Here is a 21887-nt window from a genome sequence, read left to right as displayed (position 1 = left end):
GTTCCTCACCGAGCGGGCGCGTACCTCAGATGCAGGAGGGGGTACGGGCGTCCGTCGCCATCGGTCTCGGATCTGCCCGTGACGACGAATCCGTGGTGGCGGTAGAAGCCCAGCGCTTGCGGATTCTGCTCGTTCACGTCCACGGTGAGTGCGGGGTAGCGCGCGAGCGCCGCCCGCAGCAGCGCCGAGCCGATTCCGCGACCGCGATGGCCGGCATCGATGAACAGCATTTCCAGTTGCCCGTCCGCGGTACCGGAGAATCCGGTAACCGTCCCCTCGGCGACGGCCACGGTCAACTCGACCGCGGGAAAGTAGTCTGCCGCGAGCCTGCTCTCGATGTCGGCCGCGTGCTCAGCGGCGAGGAAGTCGTGCGTGGCCTGGACCGCACTGCGCCAGACCGCCACGAGCCGCGGGTATTCTGCGGCGCCTACCGAAGGACGTAACTGGACGCCGGATATCTCGTTCACCCTCGGATGATACGAAAGTCGGTGCTCGTACTGCTCCGGCAATCGCTCGGCAGCTCCGGCGACGCGACGCGCGTCGTACTCGTCGGTTTACCGCAGCATCGCCCTGTCGCGGGACTAGCCTGGCGTTATGGACGCTGTCACGGTTGTCCCGACTCCGGCGAACGAGCCGGTTCACTCGTATGCGCCGGGGAGCCGGGAACGAGAACTATTGATCGGCAAACTTGCCGAAATTTCCGGGCAAACGGTCGATGTGCCGCTGGTGATCGGCGGTAAGCATCGGCCGGGGACCGGGCCCCGCTCCGAGATCGTGATGCCGCATCGGCACGCGCACGCGCTGGGCACCTACGCCGATGTGACTCAGGAGGAAGGCCGGGCCGCGATCGAGGCCGCGACGGCCGCGGCGCCGCAGTGGCGGGCGCTGCCGTTCACCGAGCGCGCCGCGGTGCTGCTGCGGGCCGCCGATCTGCTGGCCGGGCCGTGGCGGGAGACGGTGGCCGCCGCGACCATGCTGGGCCAGTCGAAATCGGTGTATCAGGCCGAAATCGACGCGCCCTGCGAGCTGGTGGACTTCTGGCGGTTCAACGTCGCCTTCGCCAGCCACATCCTGGCGCAGCAGCCGGAATCGTCTGCGGGCGTGTGGAATCGGATGGATTACCGTCCGCTCGAGGGGTTCGTCTACGCGATCACCCCGTTCAACTTCAGCGCGATCGCCGGGAATCTGCCGACCGCGCCGGCCCTGATGGGCAATACCGTGGTGTGGAAGCCCTCGCCCACCCAGACGCTGGCGGCCTATTACACGATGCGGGTGCTCGAGGAGGCCGGGCTGCCGCCGGGGGTGATCAATCTGGTCACCGGTGACGGCATCGAGCTGTCGGAGGCCGCGCTGACCGATCCGCGCCTGGCCGGTATCCATTTCACCGGGTCGACCCGCACCTTCCAGCACCTGTGGCAGCGGGTGAGTTCGAATATCGGTCGCTACCACGGATATCCGCGGCTGGTGGGGGAGACCGGCGGTAAGGATTTCGTGCTCGCGCACCGCTCGGCCGATCCGGATGCCTTGCGTACCGCGCTGATTCGCGGCGCCTACGAATATCAGGGGCAGAAATGTTCGGCCGCCTCCCGTGCCTATATTCCGCGCTCGCTGTGGCGGGAGATGGGCGACGATTTCCTCACCCAGGTCGACGAACTGAGCTACGGCGACGTGGCCGATCTGACGAATTTCGGTGGGGCCGTGATCGATCGGCGCGCCTACGACAAGAACGTCGCCGCGATCGAGCGGGCCCGCTCGGCAGGTCTGGGCATACCCGCCGGCGGCACCTACGACGACAGCGAGGGCTTCTTCGTCCAGCCCACCGTGCTCCTCGCCGATACCCCGCGTGACGAGGCGTTCACCACCGAATACTTCGGCCCGATTCTCTCGGTGTACGTCTACGACGACGATCACCCCGAGGCCTTCGATGCGATACTCGCGGAAGTGGATTCGGCGGCGCCCTATGCGCTGACCGGCGCGGTCTTCGCCCGCGATCGGGTCGCGATCGACCGGGCCGCCACCACGCTGCGCTTCACCGCGGGCAATTTCTACGTCAACGACAAGCCGACCGGCGCGGTGGTCGGTCAGCAGCCCTTCGGCGGTGCGCGCGCATCGGGCACCGACGACAAGGCCGGGTCGTATCTGAATCTGCTGCGCTGGGTCGCGCCCCGCACACTGAAGGAAACCTTCGTGCCACCGACCGATTACCGGTATCCGCACATGGAGTCGGAATGAACGGCGAACCGGTGGCCGCATCCGGCCGGGCGCGACGATGAACCCGCTGCGTCCTGCCATCCTCGCCGCCGCCGGTTCGGTGCGAATGAAGCGGGCGATCACCGGGTTTCCGGTCACCGCGGAGGTCGTGCATCGATTCGTCGCCGGTGAGACGCGCACCGATCTCGCTCCGGTCGTCACCGCGCTACTGGACAGCGGCCGGATGGTGAGCGTCGACTTTCTCGGTGAGTACACGACCGAGCGGTCGATGGCCGACGACGCGGTCGCCGAATATCTGGCATTGATCGACGACCTGGCCCGATGGAATCTCCAAGCCCGATGGAACCGATCGTGGTCGGTGCAATCGGTTGCACCGGTGGAGGTTTCGGTGAAACTGTCCGCGCTGGGGCAGTCACTGGGCCTCGACGGCCCCGAGATCGCCACCGCGAATCTGCACACGCTGTGCGAGCGGGCACAGCAGGCGGGGGTGTGGATCACCGTCGACGCGGAGGACCACACCACCACCGAAACCACCGAGTCGACCGTGCGCATGGTGCGTGCCGACTATCCCTGGCTGGGGGTCGCCACCCAGACCTATCTGCGCCGTGCCGAGGATCGCTGCCGCGTCGCCGCGGCCGAGGGCGCGCGAATCCGGTTGTGCAAGGGCGCGTATCGCGAGCCGGAGTCCGTCGCCTATCAGCGCACCGCCGACGTGGACGAGTCGTATCTGCGCTGCCTGGAACTGCTCATGGCCGGGTCGGGATATCCGATGGTCGCCACCCACGATCCGGTCATGATCGCCGCCGCCCACGACATGGCCGCTCGGAACGGGCGCGCGCCGGGCGATTTCGAATTCCAGATGCTCTACGGCATTCGCTCGATCGAACAGCAGCGCCTCGCCGAGGCCGGTCACGCGGTGCGGGTCTACGTGCCCTACGGCAACCAGTGGTACGGCTACCTGATGCGGCGGCTGGCCGAACGCCCGGCCAACCTCGGCTTCTTCCTCCGCGCCCTCGCCGAGCGCTGAATCAGACCAGCGGCCGGCCGAAGCGCCGGCGCAGCCGCATATCCGCGAGATAGAAGTTGAACGGGAAGACCCGGATCACCGTGGGCATCCGCGTCCACACCGCCGAGATCGAGCGCAGGATGAACCGGAACCGGCGTTCGTCGCGTGCGGTCCAGCGCATCCCCATCTCGTCGCGCAGGTGCTGTGGAAGCAGGGCGGTGACGGTGAACCGGTGGAAACGCCCGGCCAGCAACTGAATCGGGCGCGGCTGCATCTTCAGATCGATCAGATCGTTGAAGTAGCGGCGCACCGGCTCGTCGATGGTCTTCGTCGCGAGGTTCTCCTCCCAGAACGCGTAGAACGCGTCCCGGTCGGCCGGCCACATCTCCGGACGCATCTGCAGACCGGTGCCGAGCCGGACGCTGTAGCGGTAGAAACGTTCGGCGAGTTCGGGATCCATCGGTCCGCGCATGCGCTGGTACAGATCATCGACGCCCCAGTACAAGCAGGCCGCCACCCACAACTGCAACTTCGGATCGAAGGCGTTGTACTTGACCGGGCTGTCCGGACCCGAATGCACGGGACGGTGCGAGGCATTGACCGCCTCCCGGTAGCTCTGCACGTCCTCGTCGTTGCCCAGCCACGCCACGGCCAGATAGGTCAGCGTGGTGCGTAGGCGCTTGATCGGATGCAGCGTCACCTTGCCGCTGTCGACCGTGCTCTCCAGGACGCCGTAGCCGACCGGCGGGTGGCTGAGCTGCATGATCACGTTCGCGGCGCCGCCGAGGAAGGCGGCCACGCCGTCGATGTGTGCGCGCACCGTCTCCGGGGTGAGTTCGTCACCCGGAACCTCGGGCTCGTAGTCGGTCGCGCGCAGGGGGGCGGTCATCGTCGACTCGTCTCCTGTTCCTCCCCGCCGGATCGGCGAGAGAATATGAGAAGCTTTCGTGTAAACCTTCTCATCGGTGTGGCATCATGTCAATCAGGGCCGCTGACCATATGGGATGATGAGAGCGCCACCGTGTCCGCGACCCGGGTGAAGGAGAGGAACGACCATGACCGGATCGACCAAACTGTCGACTCGGCTCCTGCCGCTGGTGCGCGGCGCGGGTCCGGAGGACCGCAATCAGACCACGGTACTCGACGCGGCGCTGCTGGCTTTCCTGGATTTCGGCATCAAACGCACCAGCATGGTCGAGGTCGCGCGGCGCGGACGGCTGTCGCTGGCGACGCTGTACCGGCGCTTCGCGGGTAAATCCGATCTGATCCAGGCCGTCGGGCTGTGGCAGGCGCGCCAGTTCGTGGAACAGGTCGACGCCGCGGTACAGCGTCAGATCGATCGCGACGCCAGCGCCGAGGATCAGATCGTCGAACTGTTCGTCGCCTTCCTGGACGGGTTGCGCGGCAACAAACTGCTCGACCGGCTGCTGACCACCGAACCCGAGGTCGTACTGCCCTATCTCACCGTGCAGGGCGCGCCGGTGATCGAGCTGGGGCGCGACTACGTCGCCGAATTCATCACCCGCCTGCAGACGGAAGGTAAACTGCCGCAGTACGATCCGCTGCCGCTGGCCGAGCTGGTCGCGCGCAACGCGCTCTCGCTCGCGCTGACTCCGCAGACGCTGATCCCGGTGGACGACGAGGCGGCCTGCCGTCAGTTCGCCCGCGACCACGTGGTTCCCGGTTTCCGGATTTCCTAGTCGCCGATCCTGGCATCGGCTGGCGTGTGCCCGGCGATGTCGAGTTGTGGCCGAATCTCACCGCGTCCGGAATGTCACATGAGCTCCCCCGGACTGTATTTCGCACCGCAAGTCCGGCGCCGGACATATTCGTGGTCACCGGCACTGACCGAGCATCGCTGTTACCCTTACCGAAACGGCGAGGAGATGTGGGTGAGCGAGGGACGACCAGCGCCGGAGGGCGTCGATCCGACCAAACCGAATGCGGCCCGGATCTATAACTACCTGCTGGGCGGCAAGGACAACTACGAAGCCGATCGGATTGTGGCGCACCGGATGCTGTCCCTGGCACCGGACAATCGTACGGTTGCCTCGTTCAGCCGCGAATTCCTCACGGGCGCTGCGCGACTGGCCGCGGAGGCGGGTATCCGCCAATTCGTCGACATCGGTTCGGGCATTCCGACCTCACCGAGTGTGTACGAGGTGATCACGCAGGTCGATCCCGATATACGGTTGGCCTACATCGACTACGACCCGGTCGTCTTCGCGCACACGAACGCGATGTACGACGGAACCCCCGGTGTCACAACGATGCTCGGCGATTTCCGCGATCCCGACGACATCATCGCGCGACTGCCCACGGAGGCGGGCATCGATCTCGCCGAGCCGATCGCGATGCTGCTCGTCGGTGTGCTGCACTTCGTGCTCGAGGACGAGGCCCCGGGTGTGGTGATGTCCCGATTCCACGAGGTGATGGCGCCCGGTAGCTATGTGGCATTCACCCACGGCGCCACCGAGAGCGACGAGACATGGGTCACTCAGACCGTGACCGATACGGTCGGCAGCACAGCCCAGTTCGTCTTCCGTTCCAGGGCCGACGTCGCCACCATCTTCAAGGAGTTCGACCTGCTCGATCCGGGGGTCGCCCCGATCCAGCACTGGCTCGGCGACGATCTTCCCGAAACCCGGATGGTCGTCATAGGCGGCATTGCCCGCAAGTACTAGTCCGCCGGTACTAGCTCGTGGCCTCGGCCCGCGCCACTGCCGCCGTCCGGGCGATGAGCGTCTCAGCCGTGGCGCGCGGATAGCGTCCCAGGCCGCAGGCATGTGAGACCCCTTCGACGGGGCGGCCGCGCGCCGTTTCGATCAGGCGTAGTGTTCGCATCGAGGCCGCCTCGGTGGCCGCCGGGTCGACGAATCCGGCGTGGAAGGCGGTCCCGTCCCCCAGATCCAGATCTGCCAGCGGGGCATAGAATTCCGGACGGTTCGACGCTGGTATGCCGGTGCCCGACAGCGGGCCGTGCACGTACTCCAAGGTTCTTCCCGACGGCCAGTACCGCGCAACGGCATTGGCGAGATCGACCAGGGGTCGAGCGTCCCGCAGGACCGCCCCCGCCCGGTTGCGTTTACCTCCGAGGCACAGGTGGAGGCCGAAGCGGGTGCCCTCCGGTGCCCGCGCGGCCAATGCCGCGATGCCTCTGCTCAGCCCCAGCGCTGAGTCCGCGGCGCGGTGCAGCGGTTGTGCCTTGGCCATCAACACCAGCTCGGCCGGCGCCTCCAACTGGATCACCACGTCTGTGGCTGCTTTCCGCACGGCCGCCATCTCCGCGACGGTCGCGGCGGTGAACACCCGGCGGTTCGCGATCACTCCGGGCAAGCCCAGGGCGATGAATCCGAGCGTGAAATCGGTCGCCATCCCGACTTGTAGCGCGGGGCCGTCCGGTTCGCACAGTTCGGTGTGGATCGGGAATGCTTCGCGGGCTTCGGCCGAGTAGCCGAGCGACATTGCGGCGGAGTCCGGTTGGACGCCGGAACGCAACCGATACAGCTTTCTGCGTCCACGCACCCGCCGCACTTCCAGAATCCCCTGTTCGGCCAGGTCGGCGATTATCGGGAGGACATAGGTCTGGTGGCGGCGCGTCTCCCCGGTGGGCAGGGTGCGCAGCAACGGGCCCGCACCGCGCATCATCGCTCGCATCGCGTCATCGGCGCTCTCGGCCGGGAAACTTCCGACGAGATGCACCGCTCGATCGACCATACCGAAATAGTAGTGATCAACGCACATTCGCGCATACGGCCGGAAACGAAATCGAAATATCCTCGTTCCGAACCGAATTCGGCACATCGTTGCCTGTTTCGCGGCGAATATGTTGCGTCCGAAGGTGTCTGCATATAGCCTGCGCCGAATAAAGACGAATGCCGTGGTCGTCGGCGCCTCTCCGCCGGACGTCCTCACAGGGAGCGGGTCAGTGCGAATCTCGATGTGGGTACGAGTGATTATCTCCGCGATCATGATGTGCTGCTTCGCATCCGGTGTGTCGGCCGCTGCCCCTACGGGGGCCACCTGCAAATCCTTCCCGTTCCCGGTACCGGAGGGCTACCTGGGCGCGACACTGTGCACGCCGCCGGGTGCGCACACCGTGATGGTGCTGATGTCGGGATCCAACTTCAACGGCAGCTACTGGGACTTCGCCTATCAGCCGCAGACCTACAATTTCCGGCGAGCGATGAACGCGGCCGGATACGCCACCCTCGTGGTGGACCGACTGGGCAACGGTGACAGCACCCGCCCGCCGAGTATGTCGCTGACCGCCAATGCCACCGCGCAGCATCTGCACAGTATCGTCCAGGCCGCGCGCACAGGACTTCCTGGTACCGCGCCGTTCGCCAAGGTGGTCACCGCCGGGCATTCGCTGACCTCCGGCACCGCCATCATGGAAGCCACGAGTTATCACGATGTCGACGGCATTCTCCTGACCGGCTACTCGCACGCGGTCAATGTTCCCGAGACCCTGAGTGTCATCGCGACCTATCACCCCGCGGTCGATGAGCCCCGATTCGCCGGGCACGGAATCGATTCCGGATATCTGGCGAGCCGGCCGGGCACCCGAATGCATGATTTCTTCGATCCGGCCGATGTCGATCCGGGTGTACTCGCTCAGGACGAGGAGACCAAGGAGGTTTTCTCGCTCACCGAGTATCCGGACGGAATGCTCTCCACGCTGCCGGGCATGTCCAATTTCGTCGACGCGCCGGTCCTCGTGGTCGTCGGCAGCCGCGATCGTATGCTCTGCGGACCCGACTACGCCGCTTGCGCCAACACTTCGACATTGCAGGCAGAGGAGTCACCGTTCTTCGCGCCCGCCGCGAAACTGCGCACCTTCGTGCTCCCCGGCAGTGGTCACGCGGTGAACCTGGCCCGCAATACCGTCGACTACCAGCGTACTGTCATCGACTGGGCGAATTCCACGGTCGGGAAATAACCGTCATCGAGCCGCAGCGGGTCGGCCGGGATCAGTGCCACCGTGAGATCTCGCGGAAATCCCTCCCGCAGCGCGGCTTTGACGAGCTCGTTGACGTCGTGGTGATCGCCTCTCCAGGATCGCCGACTCCTGACAACCAGCACGAGGCATGTTGCCTCATACCAGCCGCAGCCCCAGGCGCCGCCGGACCCTCATGTCGAACATATACGCGTTGACCGGAAACATTTTGAGCTGCTTGGGAACTCGCTCCTCCACCGCGCCGACCGCGTGCAAGAGCCGGGCCAAACGGCGGTCGTCGGCCGCCGTCCACGGCATCTCCATCTGCGCGCGCAGATTCGGCGGCAGCAACCCGGCGACCACCCAGCGGTGAAATCGCTTGAATGGCAGGCGAACCGGGGGCGGGAACATCTTCAGATCCACCAGATCGTCGAAGTACGCGCGGATCGTCGGATCGATGCGGGCCTCGGCGAGCTGCCGGTTCCAGTAGGCGTCGAAGGCGGCGCGGTCGGCCGGCCACATCGCCTGCGGCATCTGCAGTGTGGTCCCGAACCGGGCGGCGTGGCGGTAGAAGGCCTCGGCCTCCTGCTCGGGCATCGGGCCGTGCATCCGCTCGTAGAGGTCGCGTGAACCCCAGTACAGGCAGGCTGCCACCCACAGCTGCAGCTTCGGATCGAAGGCGTTGTACTTGACCGGGCTCTGCGCGGTCGAGCGGACCTGGCGATGCTGCCAGTTCACCGCCGCGCGGTAGGCGGCGCGCTCGTCGTCGCTGCCCAGCATGGCCACGGCGAGGTAGGTCAGCGTGGTGCGGGTGCGTTTGACCGGATGCAACATCACCTTGCCGCTGTCGACGGTGCTCTCCACCACGCCGTAGCCGACGGGCGGGAGCGACAGCTGCATGATGACGTTGACCGCGGCACCGAAGAAGGCGGCCGAACCGTCCAGGTGCGCCGCGACATCGTATTCGGCGACCGGTTGCCCGGGCGACGTGCGAATGGACGTGGTCATCGTCGACCCCCATCTCCGCGTGAGAAGGCTGTATCTCGACAGTCTCACCACCTCACTGCGCTGTCAACGGCCGCGCGACGACGAGACGAATTCGCAACGGGCCGCCCGGCAGGGAGAGTGCCGGCGGTGCCGGATTACCGAGCAGGGTTGATAGGTTGGCCCGATGTCCTACGGTTCGCTGCCGCTGTTGCCCTCGCTGAATCCGGCCGCCGTGGCCGCCGGCTACGACATTCCCGATGCGGTCACCATCGACGGTGAGACGCTCTCGCGCAGCGATCTGGTCGGCGCCGCGACCTCGGTGGCCGAACGGATCGCCGGGGCCGGCCGCGTCGCGATCCTGGCCCGCCCCACCGCCACCACCGTGCTGGGCATCCTCGGCTGCCTGATCGCCGGGGTCGCCGCCGTGCCGGTGCCGCCGGACGCGGGATCGGCCGAACTGGACCACATCCTCGCCGATTCCGGGGCGCGGGCCTGGCTCGGTGCGGCGCCGGAAAACTCCACGCTGCCGGTGATCCCGGTGCGCAAACACGCCCGCTCCTGGCACAGCCATCCCGAACCCGCCGCGAACACAACGGCTTTCATCCTCTACACCTCGGGGACCACGGGGGCGCCCAAGGGGGTGATGCTCAGTCGTGGCGCCATCGCGGCCGGTCTCGACGCCCTGTTCGAGGCGTGGTCGTGGACCTCGAAAGATGTTCTGGTACATGGGCTTCCGCTGTTCCATGTGCACGGTTTGATCCTCGGTGTGCTGGGGCCGCTGCGGATCGGCAGCCCGCTCGTGCACACCGGTAAACCGACTCCGGCCGCCTATGCCGCGGCAGGCGGAACCATGTACTTCGGTGTGCCGACGGTCTGGTCGCGCATCGCCGAAGATCCCGACGCCGCAAAGGAATTGGCGAATGCCCGGCTCCTGGTCTCCGGCAGTGCGCCGCTGCCGGTTCCGGTCTTCGAACGGCTGCGTGAGCTGACCGGGCAGGCGCCGGTGGAGCGTTACGGCATGAGCGAAACCATGATCACCCTGTCCACCCGGGCCGACGGCGAACGCCGGCCGGGCTGGGTCGGCCTGCCGGTGGCGGGTGTGCAGACCCGGTTGCGCGACGAGGCGGGGGCGCCGGTTCCGCACGACGGCGAGAGTATCGGAGGACTGCAGGTGCGCGGGCCCATGCTGTTCGACGGCTATCTCGGCCGGCCGGAGGCTACCGCCGAGAGCTGGACCGAGGACGGCTGGTTCGTCACCGGCGATGTGGCGGCGATCGACGCCGAGGGATTCCATCGCATCGTCGGGCGGGAATCGGTGGATCTGATCAAATCCGGTGGGTATCGCGTCGGGGCCGGCGAGGTCGAAACCTGTCTGCTCGGCCACCCGAGTGTGGCCGAGGTTGCCGTGGTCGGGATCGAGGACGCGGATCTGGGGCAGCGCATCCGGGCCTACGTGGTGCCGCGACCCGACACCGCGATCTCCGAGCGTGAACTCGTCGACTTCGTCGCCCAGCAGCTCTCGGCGCACAAACGCCCGCGTGAGGTGCTGATGGTGACCGAATTGCCGCGCAACGCGATGGGCAAGGTCCAGAAGAAGCTGCTGCGCTGAGGTATCGATCCGGTGCCGGGAACGTGCCGGGTTGACCTGTACCGCACTCGAGGTTCTAAGGTCGGCGCATGATCGCAACGCTGTCTGCAGCCCAGATCGAGTATCTGGCGGGCCAACGCCTGGGTCGGCTGGCCACCATCCGCCCGGACGGATCGCCGCAGAACAATCCGGTGGGTTTCCGCTACAACGAAGCCCTCGGCACCATCGATATCGCGGGCCACAACATGGGCGCCTCGCAGAAGTTCCGCAACCTCGGCAAGGAGGAGCGGGTCGCCTTCGTCGTGGACGACATCGCCTCGGTGAATCCGTGGCAGGTGCGCTGCCTCGAAATCCGGGGCGTGGCACAGGCTTTGCGAGATGTGGACACCTACCTCGACGGCGGGTCGCGCGAACTGATCCGCATCACCCCGCAGCGCGTGCTGGCCTTCGGAATCGACTAGGTCCGCACCACACGAAACGCCCCTTCCGTTCCGAGACGGAAGGGGCGTTCGTGCGTTCTCAGTTGGCGTGCAGGGCGGCGTTGAGTTCGATGCCGGTGCCCTTGCGGGCGACGACCTCGACGCTGCCGGTCAGCGAGTTGCGGCGGAACAGCAGGTTCGATTGCCCGGACAGTTCGGCGGCCTTGATCGTGCGGCCGTCCGGCAGGGCGACCTTGGTGCCCGCCGTGACGTAGAGGCCGGCCTCGACGACGCAATCGTCGCCCAGCGAGATGCCCAGGCCGGCGTTGGCGCCGAGCAGGCAGCGCTCGCCGATCGAGATGACCTGCTTACCGCCACCGGACAGGGTGCCCATGATGGATGCGCCGCCGCCGACATCGGAACCGTCGCCGACCACCACACCGGCCGAGATGCGGCCCTCGACCATGGAGGCGCCGAGGGTGCCGGCGTTGAAGTTCACGAAACCCTCGTGCATGACCGTGGTGCCCTCGGCCAGATGCGCGCCCAGCCGCACCCGGTCCGCGTCGGCGATGCGGACGCCGGCGGGCAGCACGTAGTCGACCATGCGGGGGAATTTGTCGACGCCGTAGACGGTGACCGGACCGCGGGCGCGCAACTTCGCGCGCACCAGCTCGAAGTCCTCGACCGCGCACGGGCCGTGATTGGTCCACACGACGTTGGCCAGCAGCCCGAACTGCCCCTCCAGGCTGAGCCCGTGCGGGCGGACCAGACGGTGGGAGAGCAGGTGCAGGCGCAGATATTCGTCGTGGGTGTCGATCGGCGGCGCCGACAGATCCGCGATCGTGGTGCGCACCGCGACGACCTCGACCCGGCGGGCCTCGTCGGGGCCGACCAGATCGGCGAAGCGTGCGTACTCGGCGTCGGCCGGGCTCAGCCGCGTGGTCTCCGACGTCTCGAACGTGCCCAGTTCCGGATACGGGTACCAGGTGTCGAGGACCGTCCCGTTCGCGGTCACCGTCGCCAAGCCGACTGCGGATGCTCCCTGTGTGCTCACGGCACTTCAGCCTACTGGGTGCAGATCGCGAGGTGGTGGGCTACCTGTGCCGCCCGCCCCGACCGAGCCGCTCGGCCCGGTCGTGAGACGGGCGAAGACTTAGGCTGGTCCGGTGACCATCGATCTGCGCGCCGACCCGATCTCGATCACCGCGACCCTCGTCGACATTCCGAGCGTCTCCCGCGACGAGGCGGCGATCACCGACACCGTCGCCTGGGCGCTGCGCGAGCAGACCGACGGTTTCGAGGTGCTGCGGCACGGCAACACCGTGCTGGCTCGCACCAACCGCGGGCTGCCGCACCGGGTGATCATGGCCGGTCACCTGGACACCGTGCCGATCGCCGACAACGTGCCGGGCCGGTTCGAGACGATCGACGGTGAGGAAGTGCTGTTCGGCTGCGGCAGCGTCGACATGAAGTCCGGTGACGCGGTGTTCCTGCATCTGGCCGCCACCGTCGCCGACCCGGTCTGCGATCTGACCCTGATCTTCTACGACTGCGAGGAGATCGCCGCCGAATACAACGGTCTCGGCCGCATCGAACGCGAACTGCCGGAATGGCTGGACGGTGATCTGGCCATCCTCGGCGAACCGTCGGGCGCGTGGATCGAGGCGGGCTGTCAGGGCACGCTGCGGGTCCGCCTCGGTCTCGGCGGCACCCGCGCCCACACCGCGCGAGCGTGGCTGGGCGACAACGCCATTCACAAACTCGCGCCCGTCCTGCAGCGGCTGCGCGACTATGTGCCGCGCGAGGTGGACATCGACGGCTGCGTGTATCGCGAGGGGCTTTCCGCGGTGAAGGTCGACGGCGGCGTGGCCGGCAATGTGGTGCCCGACGAGGCCGAGGTGCTGGTGAACTTCCGATTCGCCCCCGATCGCACCCTCGACGAGGCGACCGAGCATGTGCGGAAGGTGTTCGACGGGCTGGATGTGAGCTTCGAGCGCACCGACGGTGCGCCCGGCGCGCTGCCGGGCCTGTCGGCTCCGGCCGCGAAGAACCTGGTGGAGCGTGTCCATTCGCACGGCGGCGGCGGGGTGCGCGCGAAATACGGCTGGACCGATGTGTCGCGATTCGCCGCGCGGGGGGTTCCGGCGGTCAATTTCGGGCCCGGCGACCCCAATCTGGCGCACAAGGTGGACGAGCGCGTACCCACCCGCCAGATCACCGTCGTCACCGAGATCCTGCGCAACTACCTGACCGGTCACCGAGGCTGAACCGGTAGGTTCGGTCCCATGTCCACCGCGCCCGAGCCCGCATCGACCAGATCACCGAAGTCCACTCCCAAGTTCCGCGGCCCGATCATGTTGCGCCGGGCGCGCAAACAGGGCACCGGAACCACCGACCAGCATCTGCTCGACGGCCGCGGACCCACCGACTGGGTGCACACCGACCCCTGGCGGGTGCTCCGGATTCAGAGCGAATTCGTGGAGGGATTCGGCGCACTCGCCGAAATCCCCAGGGCCGTCGCCGTTTTCGGCTCCGCGCGCACGCCGGTGGACACGCCCGAATACGATGCGGCGCGGGCCATCGGCGCCGCCCTAGCCGAGGCCGGTTTCGCGGTGATCACCGGTGGTGGTCCCGGAGTGATGGAGGCGGCCAACCGCGGCGCCTGTGAGGCAGGCGGCTACTCCGTGGGCCTCGGCATCGAACTGCCGATGGAACAGGGACTCAACGAGTGGGTCGACCTCGGCATCAACTTCCGCTACTTCTTCGCCCGCAAGACGATGTTCGTCAAGTACTCCCAGGCGTTCATCTGCCTGCCCGGCGGCTTCGGCACCCTGGACGAGCTGTTCGAGGCGCTCACACTGGTCCAGACCCACAAGATCACCCGCTTCCCGGTCATCCTTTTCGGCAGCCGGTACTGGGCGGGACTGGTCGACTGGCTGCGCGATTCGCCGAGCGGCTCGGGCAAGATCTCGCCCGGTGATCTGGAACTGCTGCACGTCACCGACAGTGTGGAGGAACTGGTCGACATCGTGCTGCAGGCCGCCGCTCGTCGCGGCGACGAATCCAACGGGACGGAGGATCAGTGGTGAGCGGGCAGTTCGCGGTGTGTGTCTACTGTTCGGCCAGTGCCGCGGATCCGGACGCGCTGCAGCTGGCCGCCGACGTGGGTAGCGAAATCGCCCGGCGCGGTTGGCAACTGGTGTCCGGCGGCGGGCATGTGTCGATGATGGGGGCGGTGGCGGTGGCCGCGCGCGCCGGAGGCGCCCGCACCACGGGCGTGATCCCGAAACGCCTGGTGCATCAGGAAGTCGCCGATGTAGACAGCGACGAGCTGATCGTCACCGACACCATGCGCGAACGCAAACAGATCATGGAGGATCGCGCCGACGCCTTCCTGACGCTGCCGGGCGGAATCGGCACGCTGGAGGAATTCTTCGAGGCGTGGACCGGCGGATATCTGGGACTGCACGGCAAACCGCTGGTGGTGCTCGATCCGAACGGCCACTACCGCGGACTGTTCGCATGGCTGGACGAACTGAGCGCGGCCGGGTTCATCGGGCGCCCCGCACTGGATCGGATTACCGTGACCGCGGATGTGGCATCCGCATTCCGAGCCCTGACGGCGCCGCGCATCGACACCGCCTGAGCGCATCGACACCGCCTGACCGGAAATCGTTGGAGGAGAATGTGACCGCCGAGGCCCGAAACACGATCAGTCTCTGGGATCTGGCACGCAGGCTGCCCGCCATGGCGATGGAGACGCCGGGCATGCTGCGCGGCGCCACCGGCATGCTGGTGCGCGCGGACGACAAATCCTCGGTGGGGCTGTACTTCCAGAAGGCGGCACGGCGGTATCCGAATCGGCCGTTCCTGCGCTTCGAGGGCCGCGAATACACTTACGGCGAGGCCAATACCGAGGTGAACTGCTTCGCCGAGGTGCTGGCACAGCGCGGTGTGCGCCGCGGCGATGTGGTGGGCGTGCTGATGACCAACCGCCCCGAGACGCTGTTCGTGGTGCTGGCGACGGTGAAGCTGGGTGCGACGGTCGGGCTGCTCAATCACAATCAGCGCGAACAGGTACTCGCCCACAGCTTCGGCCTGCTGAACAGCACGGTCAACGTGATCGGCGAGGAATGTGAGGAGGCACTGCGCTCACTGCCCGAGCCGCCGCCGAATCTGCTGTATACGCAGGAATTGCAGGAGCTGGCCCGCGCCGCCGATCCGGCGGATCCGGCGGTGTGCGCGGACGTCCGCGCCCGAGAGCGCGCCTTCCTGATCTTCACCTCCGGCACGACCGGACTGCCCAAGGCCAGCGTGATGACCCATCTACGCTGGACGAAGAGTATGGCCGGGCTGGGTGGTCTGGGTATCCGTCTGCGCGGCGGCGACACTATGTACTGCTGTCTGCCGCTGTATCACAACAACGCGCTGACGGTCGCGCTCGGCGCGGTGCTCGGCTCGCGGGCGACGCTGGCGCTGGGCCGCAAATTCTCGGTGTCGAATTTCTGGAACGAGGTCGTCGCGACCAGGTCGACGGCGTTCATCTACATCGGCGAGCTGTGCCGGTACCTGCTCAATCAGCCGGAATCGCCTCGCGAACACGAACATTCGGTGCGGCTGGCGGTCGGCAACGGCCTGCGCCCGGAGCTGTGGGACGAATTCCGGCGGCGCTTCGGCATCGGCCGGGTGGTGGAGTTCTACGGCGCCAGTGAGGGGAATATCGCCTTCATCAACGCCTTCGGCGTGGACCGCACCGCCGGATTCGGGCCGCTGCCCTACGCGGTGGTGGAATTCGACGAGGCGACCGGTAAGGCGCGGCGATACCCCGACGGGCGACTGCGCAAGGTCGCCTCCGGCGGTGTGGGCCTGCTGCTGGCGAAGGTCACCGACCGTTCCCCGTTCGACGGCTACACCGACAAATCCGCGACCGAATCGAAATTGGTGCGCAACGCATTCGACGAGGGCGACTGCTGGTTCGACACCGGAGATCTTGTGCGCGACCAGCATTGGCGCCACATCGCCTTCGTCGACCGCCTCGGCGACACCTTCCGCTGGAAGGGCGAGAACGTGGCGACCACCGAGGTCGAGGGCGCCTTCGACGGCGCGCCCGGTATCACCGAGGCGGTGGTGTACGGCGTGGACGTGCCCGGAGCCGACGGTAAGGCGGGGATGGCCGCGGTAACCCTCGACGCCGATGCCGCCTTCGACGGCTCCGCGCTGGCCGCCCGGCTCTACGACCGCCTGCCCGGGTACGCGGTGCCGCTGTTCGTCCGCGTGGTGCCCGAACTGGAGACCACCTCGACCTTCAAGAGTCGCAAGGTGGATCTGCGCAAACAGGGCTTCGCGTCCGACGACTCGTCCGCGGTCTATGTGCTGAAAGGCCGCGACCAGGGATATGTGCCGTTCTACCCGAGCTATCCGGACGAGGTGGCCGCCGGTACCGCACCCCGGGGCTAGGTCGTGCCGGAGGGCGCCGATACCCCGGCAATTAGACTCACCACCATGAGTTCTGCGTCACCGCTGTCCACCCTGTGCGGTAAGCCGGTGGCGACGGATCGGGCGCTGGTGATGGCGATCGTCAACCGAACCCCCGATTCCTTCTACGACCGGGGCGCCACCTTCTCCGACGACGCCGCGATGGCCGCGGTGGCTCGCGCCGTCTCCGAGGGGGCGGATCTGGTCGACATCGGCGGGGTGAAGGCCGGTCCGGGGGACGAGGTCGACGCCACGGAGGAAGCGCGGCGGGTGGTGCCGTTCGTGGCGGCCATCCGCGCGCGTTATCCCGGCCTGTTGATCAGTGTGGACACCTGGCGCAGCGAGGTCGCGCGAGCCGCGGTGGCCGAGGGCGCGGATCTGATCAACGACACCTGGGCCGGTGCGGATCCGCAGCTCGCGGACGTGGCCGCCGAACTGGGTGTCGGGATCGTATGCAGCCACACCGGCGGCGCTCAACCGCGTACCCGGCCGCATCGGGTCCGGTACGCCGATGTGGTGTCCGAGGTCACCGATACCCTGGTCCGGGCTGCCGAGGCGGCGCACGCGGCGGGGGTCGCCGCGGATGCGATCCTCATCGATCCGACCCACGATTTCGGGAAAAACACCTATCACGGGCTCGAACTGTTGCGGGCCGTGGACATTCTTGTAAATACCGGATGGCCTGTCTTGATGGCGCTGAGCAATAAGGATTTCATCGGAGAGACTCTTGGTGTCGGACTTTCCGAGCGATTGGAGGGGACATTGGCGGCAACCGCGTGGGCGGCCGCGGCCGGCGCCAGGGTCTTCCGAGTTCACGAGGTCGCCGCAACCCGGCGAGTAGTGGACATGATCGCGGCGATTCAGGGCATCCGGCCCCCCGCACGAACCTTGCGAGGTCTGGTATGACGTTCGATTGGACTGCCACGCATACGTGGGATCGACCACAGTGGGCGATCGACGAGTTGGTCGACGCGAAGGACGGGCGCACCGTCTCGGTGGTGCTGCCGGCATTGAACGAGGAACGCACGGTCGCCGATGTGGTGGCCAGTATCCGGCCGCTGCTCGGCACGCTGGTCGACGAATTGGTGGTGCTGGATTCCGGCTCCGTGGACGCGACGGCCGAGCGGGCCCGCGCAGCGGGGGCGCAGGTGGTCACCCGTGAGCAGGCCGTGCCCGAACTGGAGCCGGTTCCCGGTAAGGGGGAGGTGCTGTGGCGCTCACTGGCCGCGACCTCCGGCGATCTGGTGGCCTTCGTCGATTCGGATCTGATCGATCCCGATCCGATGTTCGTGCCGAAACTGCTGGGTCCGCTGCTGACCGTGGACGGTATGCATCTGGTGAAGGCCTACTACCGGCGTCCGCTGCGCCAGGGTGCGGCGGTGGAGCAGCACGGTGGCGGCCGGGTGACCGAACTGGTGGCGCGACCGCTGCTCGCGGCGCTGCGGCCGGATCTGTCGAAGGTGTTGCAGCCCTTGGGTGGTGAGTACGCGGGGACGCGGGAACTGCTGACCGCGGTGCCGTTCGCGCCGGGTTACGGTGTGGAGATCGGCCTGCTGCTGGACACTTTCGACATGCTCGGCCTGTCGGCGATCGGCCAGGTGAATCTGGGCGTGCGCACGCATCGCAATCGTCCGCTGTCGGACCTTGGTGTGATGAGCCGGCAGATTCTCGGAACCGTGCTGGGGCGCAGCGGAATTCGCGACTCCGGTGCGGCATTGACGCAATTCCCGCTCATCGGTGAGGAATTCACCGCGCTGAGCACGGATGTGCACCTGGCGGATCGGCCGCCGATGAACACCCTGCGTCCCACCGAAGTCGCCGCCTGATCACCGTTCGTGGCGGTAGATCGGCGTGAGGAGATCCACCTCGATCGGTTCGCCGGTGTGGCGGTCGTAGCGGACGCCGATCACCGCCGAGAAGGCCCGGGTGTCGGCGCGCTCGTGCAGGGTCGCCAGCCGGGTGCCGAGAAGCCGTATCGCGCCGAGTGATCCGGGCGGATGTAGTCCGTCGATGACGAGAATGGTCCCGCGCCCGTCCGGGCGGGGCAGGCGCGCCAGATAGGCGATGTCGAAGGGTTCGGTGCCGCCCGGCCGGTAGATCCGCCGGGCGGCCCGGTCCTCGATCGCGCGGCGCACTCGCCCGGCCCGCGCGAGGGTCCGGCGCAGCCGCGGGTCGGCCGAGACCAGATAGCGCAGACTGGGCGACAGTTCGGGCCCGCCGAGCACGATCAGGCCCTCACGGTCGAGATCCACCGGGCGCCCGGGGAGGAAGCGTTCGACCGAGACGGTGAATCCGAGCTGTCGCAACAGTTCCGCCAGCCGGTGCGGTGCGGCGGCATCCGGCGCGCCGATCAGCGGCGTGGCGCGAGTGACCGCGCGCAGATCGGGCGTCAGCACGGTGAGCGGTCCGTGCCCGAAGAACAGACCTTCCGGTACCGGGCCCTGGGTGCTGACCTGGTGGATCCGGGCGCGTGAAAGTCCCGCTGCCGCACCGATCCTGGCGAAGGTCCAGCCCTCGGCATGCAGCTCTCTGATCACCGCTCGGCGGATGCGGGTGAGCTCGTTGATGGTCTGCTGGGCCGCCGCGACCCCTTCGGTGGCAGCCTTGAGACGTTCGACCTTGTCTTCGATCGCGAACACCCGTGCCACCTCGTCGGCTGACATGTGCGAAGTCTAGATAGCTCGACAGCCGGATGTGTCTAGACCGGTTGACGAATCCGCCGCATGCGGCGAATCAATCGAGCACACCGGGCATTTGGGCCGGACCGGGCGGTCCGCAAGGGGACTATCAGTGCTTTCCGATCAGGTGGCGTCGAAATCGATCGGCGGTTTCTCGTTGCGGTCGAGCGGTTTCGGCGGTTCGGGCACCGAATAATTGGGTGGGGTCACAGAATTCGGCGCACCGGCCTGTGAGGTCGTTGAATTGCCGGACGAGCCGTTACCCGGATTCGCACCGCCGAAGGTACCGGTGAACAGCGAATCGTCACCGTCGAAGAGGTGTTTGGTGACCATCGACCGCGGCGTCATCCCGCGCAGACCTTCGAGTGGTTTGCGCAGTTCGTTGAGCTCTTCCAGGGGTTTGCGCAGTTCGTCGAGCTCGGGTCCGAGATCGTTGCGCAGCTGGCTGGTGGCGCCGGAGGCGTAGTCGCGGACCTGACGCAGACTCTGCGCGGTCCAGCGTATCGCCCCCGGAAGCCGCTCCGGGCCGAGAATCATCAGCGCGGCGACCACCAGGATCACCATCTCGGGCCAGCCGATATTGAACATAAGACCAGGCTACTGGGGTGCTTGCGGGGCGTTCTTATCGGATTCCAGCGTCACCGGCACATCGACCTGGCGGCCGTCGCGGATCAGTTGGAAATTCACCGTCTCCCCGATCTGATGGGACTGCACGGCGACGGTGAGTTCGGCCGGTTCGGTGACCTGCCGATCGCCCACCTTGACGATCACGTCGCCCTCGGCGATACCCGCCTTGGCCGCCGGGCTGTTGCCGACCACATCCGCCACCGCGGCGCCGCTCATGACGTCGTTCTCGACCTGCTTGGTCTTCGCGCTGACCCCGAGCCACGGGTGATACATCACACCGTCGCGAATCAGGGTCTGCGACACCCGCTGCACCAGATCCACCGGAATCGCGAAGCCGAGGCCGACCGATCCGCCGCTCTCGCTGCGGATGGCGGTGTTGATGCCGATCAACCGGCCCTCGCCGTCGACCAGAGCGCCGCCGGAGTTGCCGTGGTTGATCGCGGCGTCGGTCTGCACGGCGTCGAAGGCGCCCGCGGTGTCGTCGCCGGCCTCGGGGCTCTCCTGGATCGCGCGGTGCAGCGCGCTGACGATGCCGGAGGTGACGGTCTTGCTCAGGCCCAGCGGCGAGCCGATGGCCAGCACATCGTCACCGACCTGCACATCGCTCGACTTCCCGAGCCGGGCGACGGTGAGGTTCTTGACGTCGACCTTCAGCACCGCGAGGTCGGTCTTGGGGTCGCGGCCGACCAGCTGGGCCGGGGCCCTGGTGCCGTCGGAGAAGGTGGCCTGAATCTTGGCGCGCCCGGATTTGTCCTGCGCCGCCATCGAGATGACGTGATTGTTGGTGACGATGTAGCCGTTGCCGTCGATGACCACGCCGGAACCGAGGGCGCCGTTGTCGCCGACGGTCTCGCGGATCGAGACGACCGAGGGCAGCACCGCGTCGGCCACCTTGGCGACCTGGCTGTGCGGTTTGTCGGTGTTGCTCTCCTGCTGCAGCGCGATCTTGCGCGAGGTCAGCGCGCCGGTGTTCTCGGCGGTGAACCGGCCGACGAGACCGCCGAGCACGCCGATGATCAATGCGGCCACACCCAGGATCGCCAGGGCCTTGGGCGCGACCTTGCCGCCGAACAGCACCTCGCGGGCGCCGAGTTTGACGCCCGGCGGCAGCGGCTGCGGGGCGGGGGTGTGGATGGCGGGATCGCCGAGCCGGGCCGCGGCCGCGGGATCGCGCCACGGATCGACCGGGGCGCTCGGATCGGGCGTGTCGGCCCCGGCCTCGGGATCGCGCTGGAGGAGTTCGTCGGAACCCGGGGGCCGTCCGAAGGCCTCGGCGAGCACCGCGTCCGGCGGGCGATTGACCAATTCGGGAGCATCGTGGCGGGGCGCGGGCGCGGCCTGGGTATGCGATGCGAAAGATCCGGCCTGCCCCTCGGGGCGGCGGAAAGCGCGGGCGGTGTGTTTATCGATATCCGGGCGGTACACCGGGCGCGGCCCCAGCACGGGCGCGTCCGACGGCCTCAGGTTCCCCCTGGCCGCCGAATCCGATGAAGCGGACGGCGTCGATTCGGTGGTCACGTTCGCAAACTCTACTTGCGCCACCATCCCGTCCACCGCCTGCTCTCGAATCCCATTTCTCGATTCGAGGAGGAAGCGAAACGGAACGAATCCGCCCGCAGGCCGAGGAAACTCGCGCCACGCGACATATCGTCGGTGCTACTACCGGTGAGGTCGGCCAACGGAATTCGGCTCAGCGTGTCCTGCAGGTCCGTCGGCGCGGAAATCTGCATCTGTGCCGCCCGGCGCAATGCCACCCGGGCCTGCTGCTGCGCCTCGACCTCGGCGGCGCATTCGGGGCAGCGGGACAGATGTTCGGCCGCGCGCAGATAGGCGTTCATTCTCAGCTCGCCGTCGACATACGCGACGACGGCCTCATTGGCCAGGTGTTCGGTGGGGGCGAATCGACCCTCGCCGGTCATACGGATGCACACCCTTCCGACGGACTGCAGCTTCGCCG

The 21887-nt window shown here is 67.3% G+C and carries 22 protein-coding genes; 13 read left to right on the top strand and 9 right to left on the bottom strand.

Annotation, left to right across the window (positions count from 1 at the left end):
• Window positions 1-5: 5 nt before the first annotated feature.
• A complete protein-coding gene (locus tag C8258_RS23635) occupies window positions 6-467 on the bottom strand; it encodes an acetyltransferase (RefSeq protein ID WP_106957047.1) in 462 nt (153 codons plus the stop codon).
• A 127-nt stretch (window positions 468-594) separates the two neighbouring features.
• Here C8258_RS23635 and pruA point away from each other — a divergent pair, with 127 nt between their 5' ends.
• Window positions 595-2232 carry an L-glutamate gamma-semialdehyde dehydrogenase gene (gene pruA, locus C8258_RS23630; RefSeq protein ID WP_106957046.1) on the top strand — a complete coding sequence of 546 codons (1638 nt, stop codon included), beginning with the start codon at window positions 595-597 and terminating at the stop codon, window positions 2230-2232.
• A 37-nt stretch (window positions 2233-2269) separates the two neighbouring features.
• A complete protein-coding gene (locus tag C8258_RS23625) occupies window positions 2270-3238 on the top strand; it encodes a proline dehydrogenase family protein (RefSeq protein WP_106957045.1) in 969 nt (322 codons plus the stop codon).
• Window position 3239: 1 nt separating this feature from the next.
• Here C8258_RS23625 and C8258_RS23620 read toward each other — a convergent pair whose 3' ends face one another.
• Window positions 3240-4106, bottom strand: coding sequence for an oxygenase MpaB family protein (locus C8258_RS23620; RefSeq protein WP_106957044.1), 867 nt, complete (start codon window positions 4104-4106; stop codon window positions 3240-3242).
• 166 nt (window positions 4107-4272) lie between these two features.
• Between C8258_RS23620 and C8258_RS23615 the strand changes: the two genes are divergently transcribed.
• Window positions 4273-4917 (top strand): TetR/AcrR family transcriptional regulator, encoded by a 645-nt coding sequence (locus tag C8258_RS23615; RefSeq protein WP_106957043.1) that lies wholly within the window; start codon window positions 4273-4275, stop codon window positions 4915-4917.
• Window positions 4918-5109: 192 nt separating this feature from the next.
• Window positions 5110-5901: an SAM-dependent methyltransferase gene (locus tag C8258_RS23610; RefSeq protein ID WP_106957097.1), complete on the top strand. Its 792-nt coding sequence runs from the start codon at window positions 5110-5112 to the stop codon at window positions 5899-5901.
• A 10-nt stretch (window positions 5902-5911) separates the two neighbouring features.
• Here the strand turns inward: C8258_RS23610 and C8258_RS23605 are convergent, their stop codons facing one another.
• Window positions 5912-6934 carry a hypothetical protein gene (locus tag C8258_RS23605; RefSeq protein ID WP_199195825.1) on the bottom strand — a complete coding sequence of 341 codons (1023 nt, stop codon included), beginning with the start codon at window positions 6932-6934 and terminating at the stop codon, window positions 5912-5914.
• A gap of 235 nt (window positions 6935-7169) precedes the next feature.
• Here C8258_RS23605 and C8258_RS23600 point away from each other — a divergent pair, with 235 nt between their 5' ends.
• Window positions 7170-8159 (top strand): alpha/beta hydrolase, encoded by a 990-nt coding sequence (locus C8258_RS23600; protein WP_233225279.1) that lies wholly within the window; start codon window positions 7170-7172, stop codon window positions 8157-8159.
• A gap of 156 nt (window positions 8160-8315) precedes the next feature.
• On the opposite strand, the gene C8258_RS23595 is transcribed toward C8258_RS23600, so the two are convergent.
• Window positions 8316-9164, bottom strand: coding sequence for an oxygenase MpaB family protein (locus C8258_RS23595; RefSeq protein WP_106957042.1), 849 nt, complete (start codon window positions 9162-9164; stop codon window positions 8316-8318).
• A 163-nt stretch (window positions 9165-9327) separates the two neighbouring features.
• Between C8258_RS23595 and C8258_RS23590 the strand changes: the two genes are divergently transcribed.
• Together C8258_RS23590 and C8258_RS23585 are read left to right on the top strand one after the other, a co-directional pair.
• On the top strand, window positions 9328-10752 hold the full coding sequence (locus C8258_RS23590) for an acyl-CoA synthetase (RefSeq protein WP_106957041.1): 1425 nt from the start codon (window positions 9328-9330) through the stop codon (window positions 10750-10752).
• A gap of 68 nt (window positions 10753-10820) precedes the next feature.
• Window positions 10821-11192: a PPOX class F420-dependent oxidoreductase gene (locus tag C8258_RS23585; protein WP_106957040.1), complete on the top strand. Its 372-nt coding sequence runs from the start codon at window positions 10821-10823 to the stop codon at window positions 11190-11192.
• A gap of 58 nt (window positions 11193-11250) precedes the next feature.
• Here the strand turns inward: C8258_RS23585 and dapD are convergent, their stop codons facing one another.
• Window positions 11251-12204 (bottom strand): 2,3,4,5-tetrahydropyridine-2,6-dicarboxylate N-succinyltransferase, encoded by a 954-nt coding sequence (dapD, locus tag C8258_RS23580; protein WP_036504809.1) that lies wholly within the window; start codon window positions 12202-12204, stop codon window positions 11251-11253.
• A gap of 112 nt (window positions 12205-12316) precedes the next feature.
• On the opposite strand from dapD, the gene dapE reads away from it, so the two are divergent.
• Genes dapE through C8258_RS23550 form a run of 6 tightly spaced genes read left to right on the top strand, consistent with a single transcriptional unit; the run spans window position 12317 to window position 18451 of the window.
• Window positions 12317-13417, top strand: a complete 1101-nt coding sequence (gene dapE, locus C8258_RS23575; protein WP_106957039.1) for a succinyl-diaminopimelate desuccinylase — start codon at window positions 12317-12319, stop codon at window positions 13415-13417.
• 18 nt (window positions 13418-13435) lie between these two features.
• Window positions 13436-14239: a TIGR00730 family Rossman fold protein gene (locus tag C8258_RS23570; RefSeq protein ID WP_106957038.1), complete on the top strand. Its 804-nt coding sequence runs from the start codon at window positions 13436-13438 to the stop codon at window positions 14237-14239.
• A complete protein-coding gene (locus tag C8258_RS23565; RefSeq protein WP_106957037.1) occupies window positions 14233-14796 on the top strand; it encodes a TIGR00730 family Rossman fold protein in 564 nt (187 codons plus the stop codon). The genes C8258_RS23570 and C8258_RS23565 overlap by 7 nt, the downstream gene beginning before the upstream one ends.
• Window positions 14797-14837: 41 nt before the next feature.
• Window positions 14838-16607: a long-chain-acyl-CoA synthetase gene (locus tag C8258_RS23560; RefSeq protein WP_106957094.1), complete on the top strand. Its 1770-nt coding sequence runs from the start codon at window positions 14838-14840 to the stop codon at window positions 16605-16607.
• A gap of 45 nt (window positions 16608-16652) precedes the next feature.
• Complete coding sequence (folP, locus tag C8258_RS23555) at window positions 16653-17531, top strand: dihydropteroate synthase (RefSeq protein WP_106957036.1); 879 nt, start codon at window positions 16653-16655, stop codon at window positions 17529-17531.
• A complete protein-coding gene (locus C8258_RS23550) occupies window positions 17528-18451 on the top strand; it encodes a glucosyl-3-phosphoglycerate synthase (protein ID WP_083871204.1) in 924 nt (307 codons plus the stop codon). The genes folP and C8258_RS23550 overlap by 4 nt, the downstream gene beginning before the upstream one ends.
• Here the strand turns inward: C8258_RS23550 and C8258_RS23545 are convergent, their stop codons facing one another.
• From C8258_RS23545 to C8258_RS23530, 4 genes are all read right to left on the bottom strand, one after another.
• Entirely contained in the window at window positions 18452-19288 is an 837-nt protein-coding gene (locus C8258_RS23545) for a hypothetical protein (RefSeq protein WP_063009109.1), read from the bottom strand.
• Window positions 19289-19426: 138 nt separating this feature from the next.
• Window positions 19427-19891, bottom strand: coding sequence for a Sec-independent protein translocase protein TatB (gene tatB, locus C8258_RS23540; RefSeq protein ID WP_106957034.1), 465 nt, complete (start codon window positions 19889-19891; stop codon window positions 19427-19429).
• A 9-nt stretch (window positions 19892-19900) separates the two neighbouring features.
• Window positions 19901-21475 carry a S1C family serine protease gene (locus C8258_RS23535; RefSeq protein ID WP_106957093.1) on the bottom strand — a complete coding sequence of 525 codons (1575 nt, stop codon included), beginning with the start codon at window positions 21473-21475 and terminating at the stop codon, window positions 19901-19903.
• Complete coding sequence (locus tag C8258_RS23530) at window positions 21460-21849, bottom strand: hypothetical protein (RefSeq protein ID WP_036504793.1); 390 nt, start codon at window positions 21847-21849, stop codon at window positions 21460-21462. Before C8258_RS23530 ends, C8258_RS23535 begins: the two co-directional genes overlap by 16 nt.
• Window positions 21850-21887: the final 38 nt, after the last annotated feature.

It is taken from the genome of Nocardia sp. MDA0666 (assembly GCF_003023875.1).
GTDB classification, from domain to species: Bacteria; Actinomycetota; Actinomycetes; order Mycobacteriales; family Mycobacteriaceae; genus Nocardia; species Nocardia aobensis.
Note: the sequence above shows the minus strand (reverse complement) of the source record. Positions and strands in the feature narration are given on the sequence as shown.

What these genes read in the sequence shown, in the direction of transcription:
- C8258_RS23605 (WP_199195825.1), bottom strand. Translation starts at nt 6,934, where the DNA reads ATGGTCGATCGAGCGGTGCATCTCGTCGGAAGTTTCCCGGCCGAGAGC.
- C8258_RS23535 (WP_106957093.1), bottom strand. Translation starts at nt 21,475, where the DNA reads ATGGTGGCGCAAGTAGAGTTTGCGAACGTGACCACCGAATCGACGCCG.
- C8258_RS23570 (WP_106957038.1), top strand. Translation starts at nt 13,436, where the DNA reads ATGTCCACCGCGCCCGAGCCCGCATCGACCAGATCACCGAAGTCCACT.
- C8258_RS23590 (WP_106957041.1), top strand. Translation starts at nt 9,328, where the DNA reads ATGTCCTACGGTTCGCTGCCGCTGTTGCCCTCGCTGAATCCGGCCGCC.
- C8258_RS23545 (WP_063009109.1), bottom strand. Translation starts at nt 19,288, where the DNA reads ATGTCAGCCGACGAGGTGGCACGGGTGTTCGCGATCGAAGACAAGGTC.
- folP (WP_106957036.1), top strand. Translation starts at nt 16,653, where the DNA reads ATGAGTTCTGCGTCACCGCTGTCCACCCTGTGCGGTAAGCCGGTGGCG.
- C8258_RS23585 (WP_106957040.1), top strand. Translation starts at nt 10,821, where the DNA reads ATGATCGCAACGCTGTCTGCAGCCCAGATCGAGTATCTGGCGGGCCAA.
- C8258_RS23530 (WP_036504793.1), bottom strand. Translation starts at nt 21,849, where the DNA reads ATGACCGGCGAGGGTCGATTCGCCCCCACCGAACACCTGGCCAATGAG.
- pruA (WP_106957046.1), top strand. Translation starts at nt 595, where the DNA reads ATGGACGCTGTCACGGTTGTCCCGACTCCGGCGAACGAGCCGGTTCAC.
- tatB (WP_106957034.1), bottom strand. Translation starts at nt 19,891, where the DNA reads ATGTTCAATATCGGCTGGCCCGAGATGGTGATCCTGGTGGTCGCCGCG.
- C8258_RS23595 (WP_106957042.1), bottom strand. Translation starts at nt 9,164, where the DNA reads ATGACCACGTCCATTCGCACGTCGCCCGGGCAACCGGTCGCCGAATAC.
- C8258_RS23620 (WP_106957044.1), bottom strand. Translation starts at nt 4,106, where the DNA reads ATGACCGCCCCCCTGCGCGCGACCGACTACGAGCCCGAGGTTCCGGGT.
- C8258_RS23550 (WP_083871204.1), top strand. Translation starts at nt 17,528, where the DNA reads ATGACGTTCGATTGGACTGCCACGCATACGTGGGATCGACCACAGTGG.
- C8258_RS23615 (WP_106957043.1), top strand. Translation starts at nt 4,273, where the DNA reads ATGACCGGATCGACCAAACTGTCGACTCGGCTCCTGCCGCTGGTGCGC.
- C8258_RS23625 (WP_106957045.1), top strand. Translation starts at nt 2,270, where the DNA reads ATGAACCCGCTGCGTCCTGCCATCCTCGCCGCCGCCGGTTCGGTGCGA.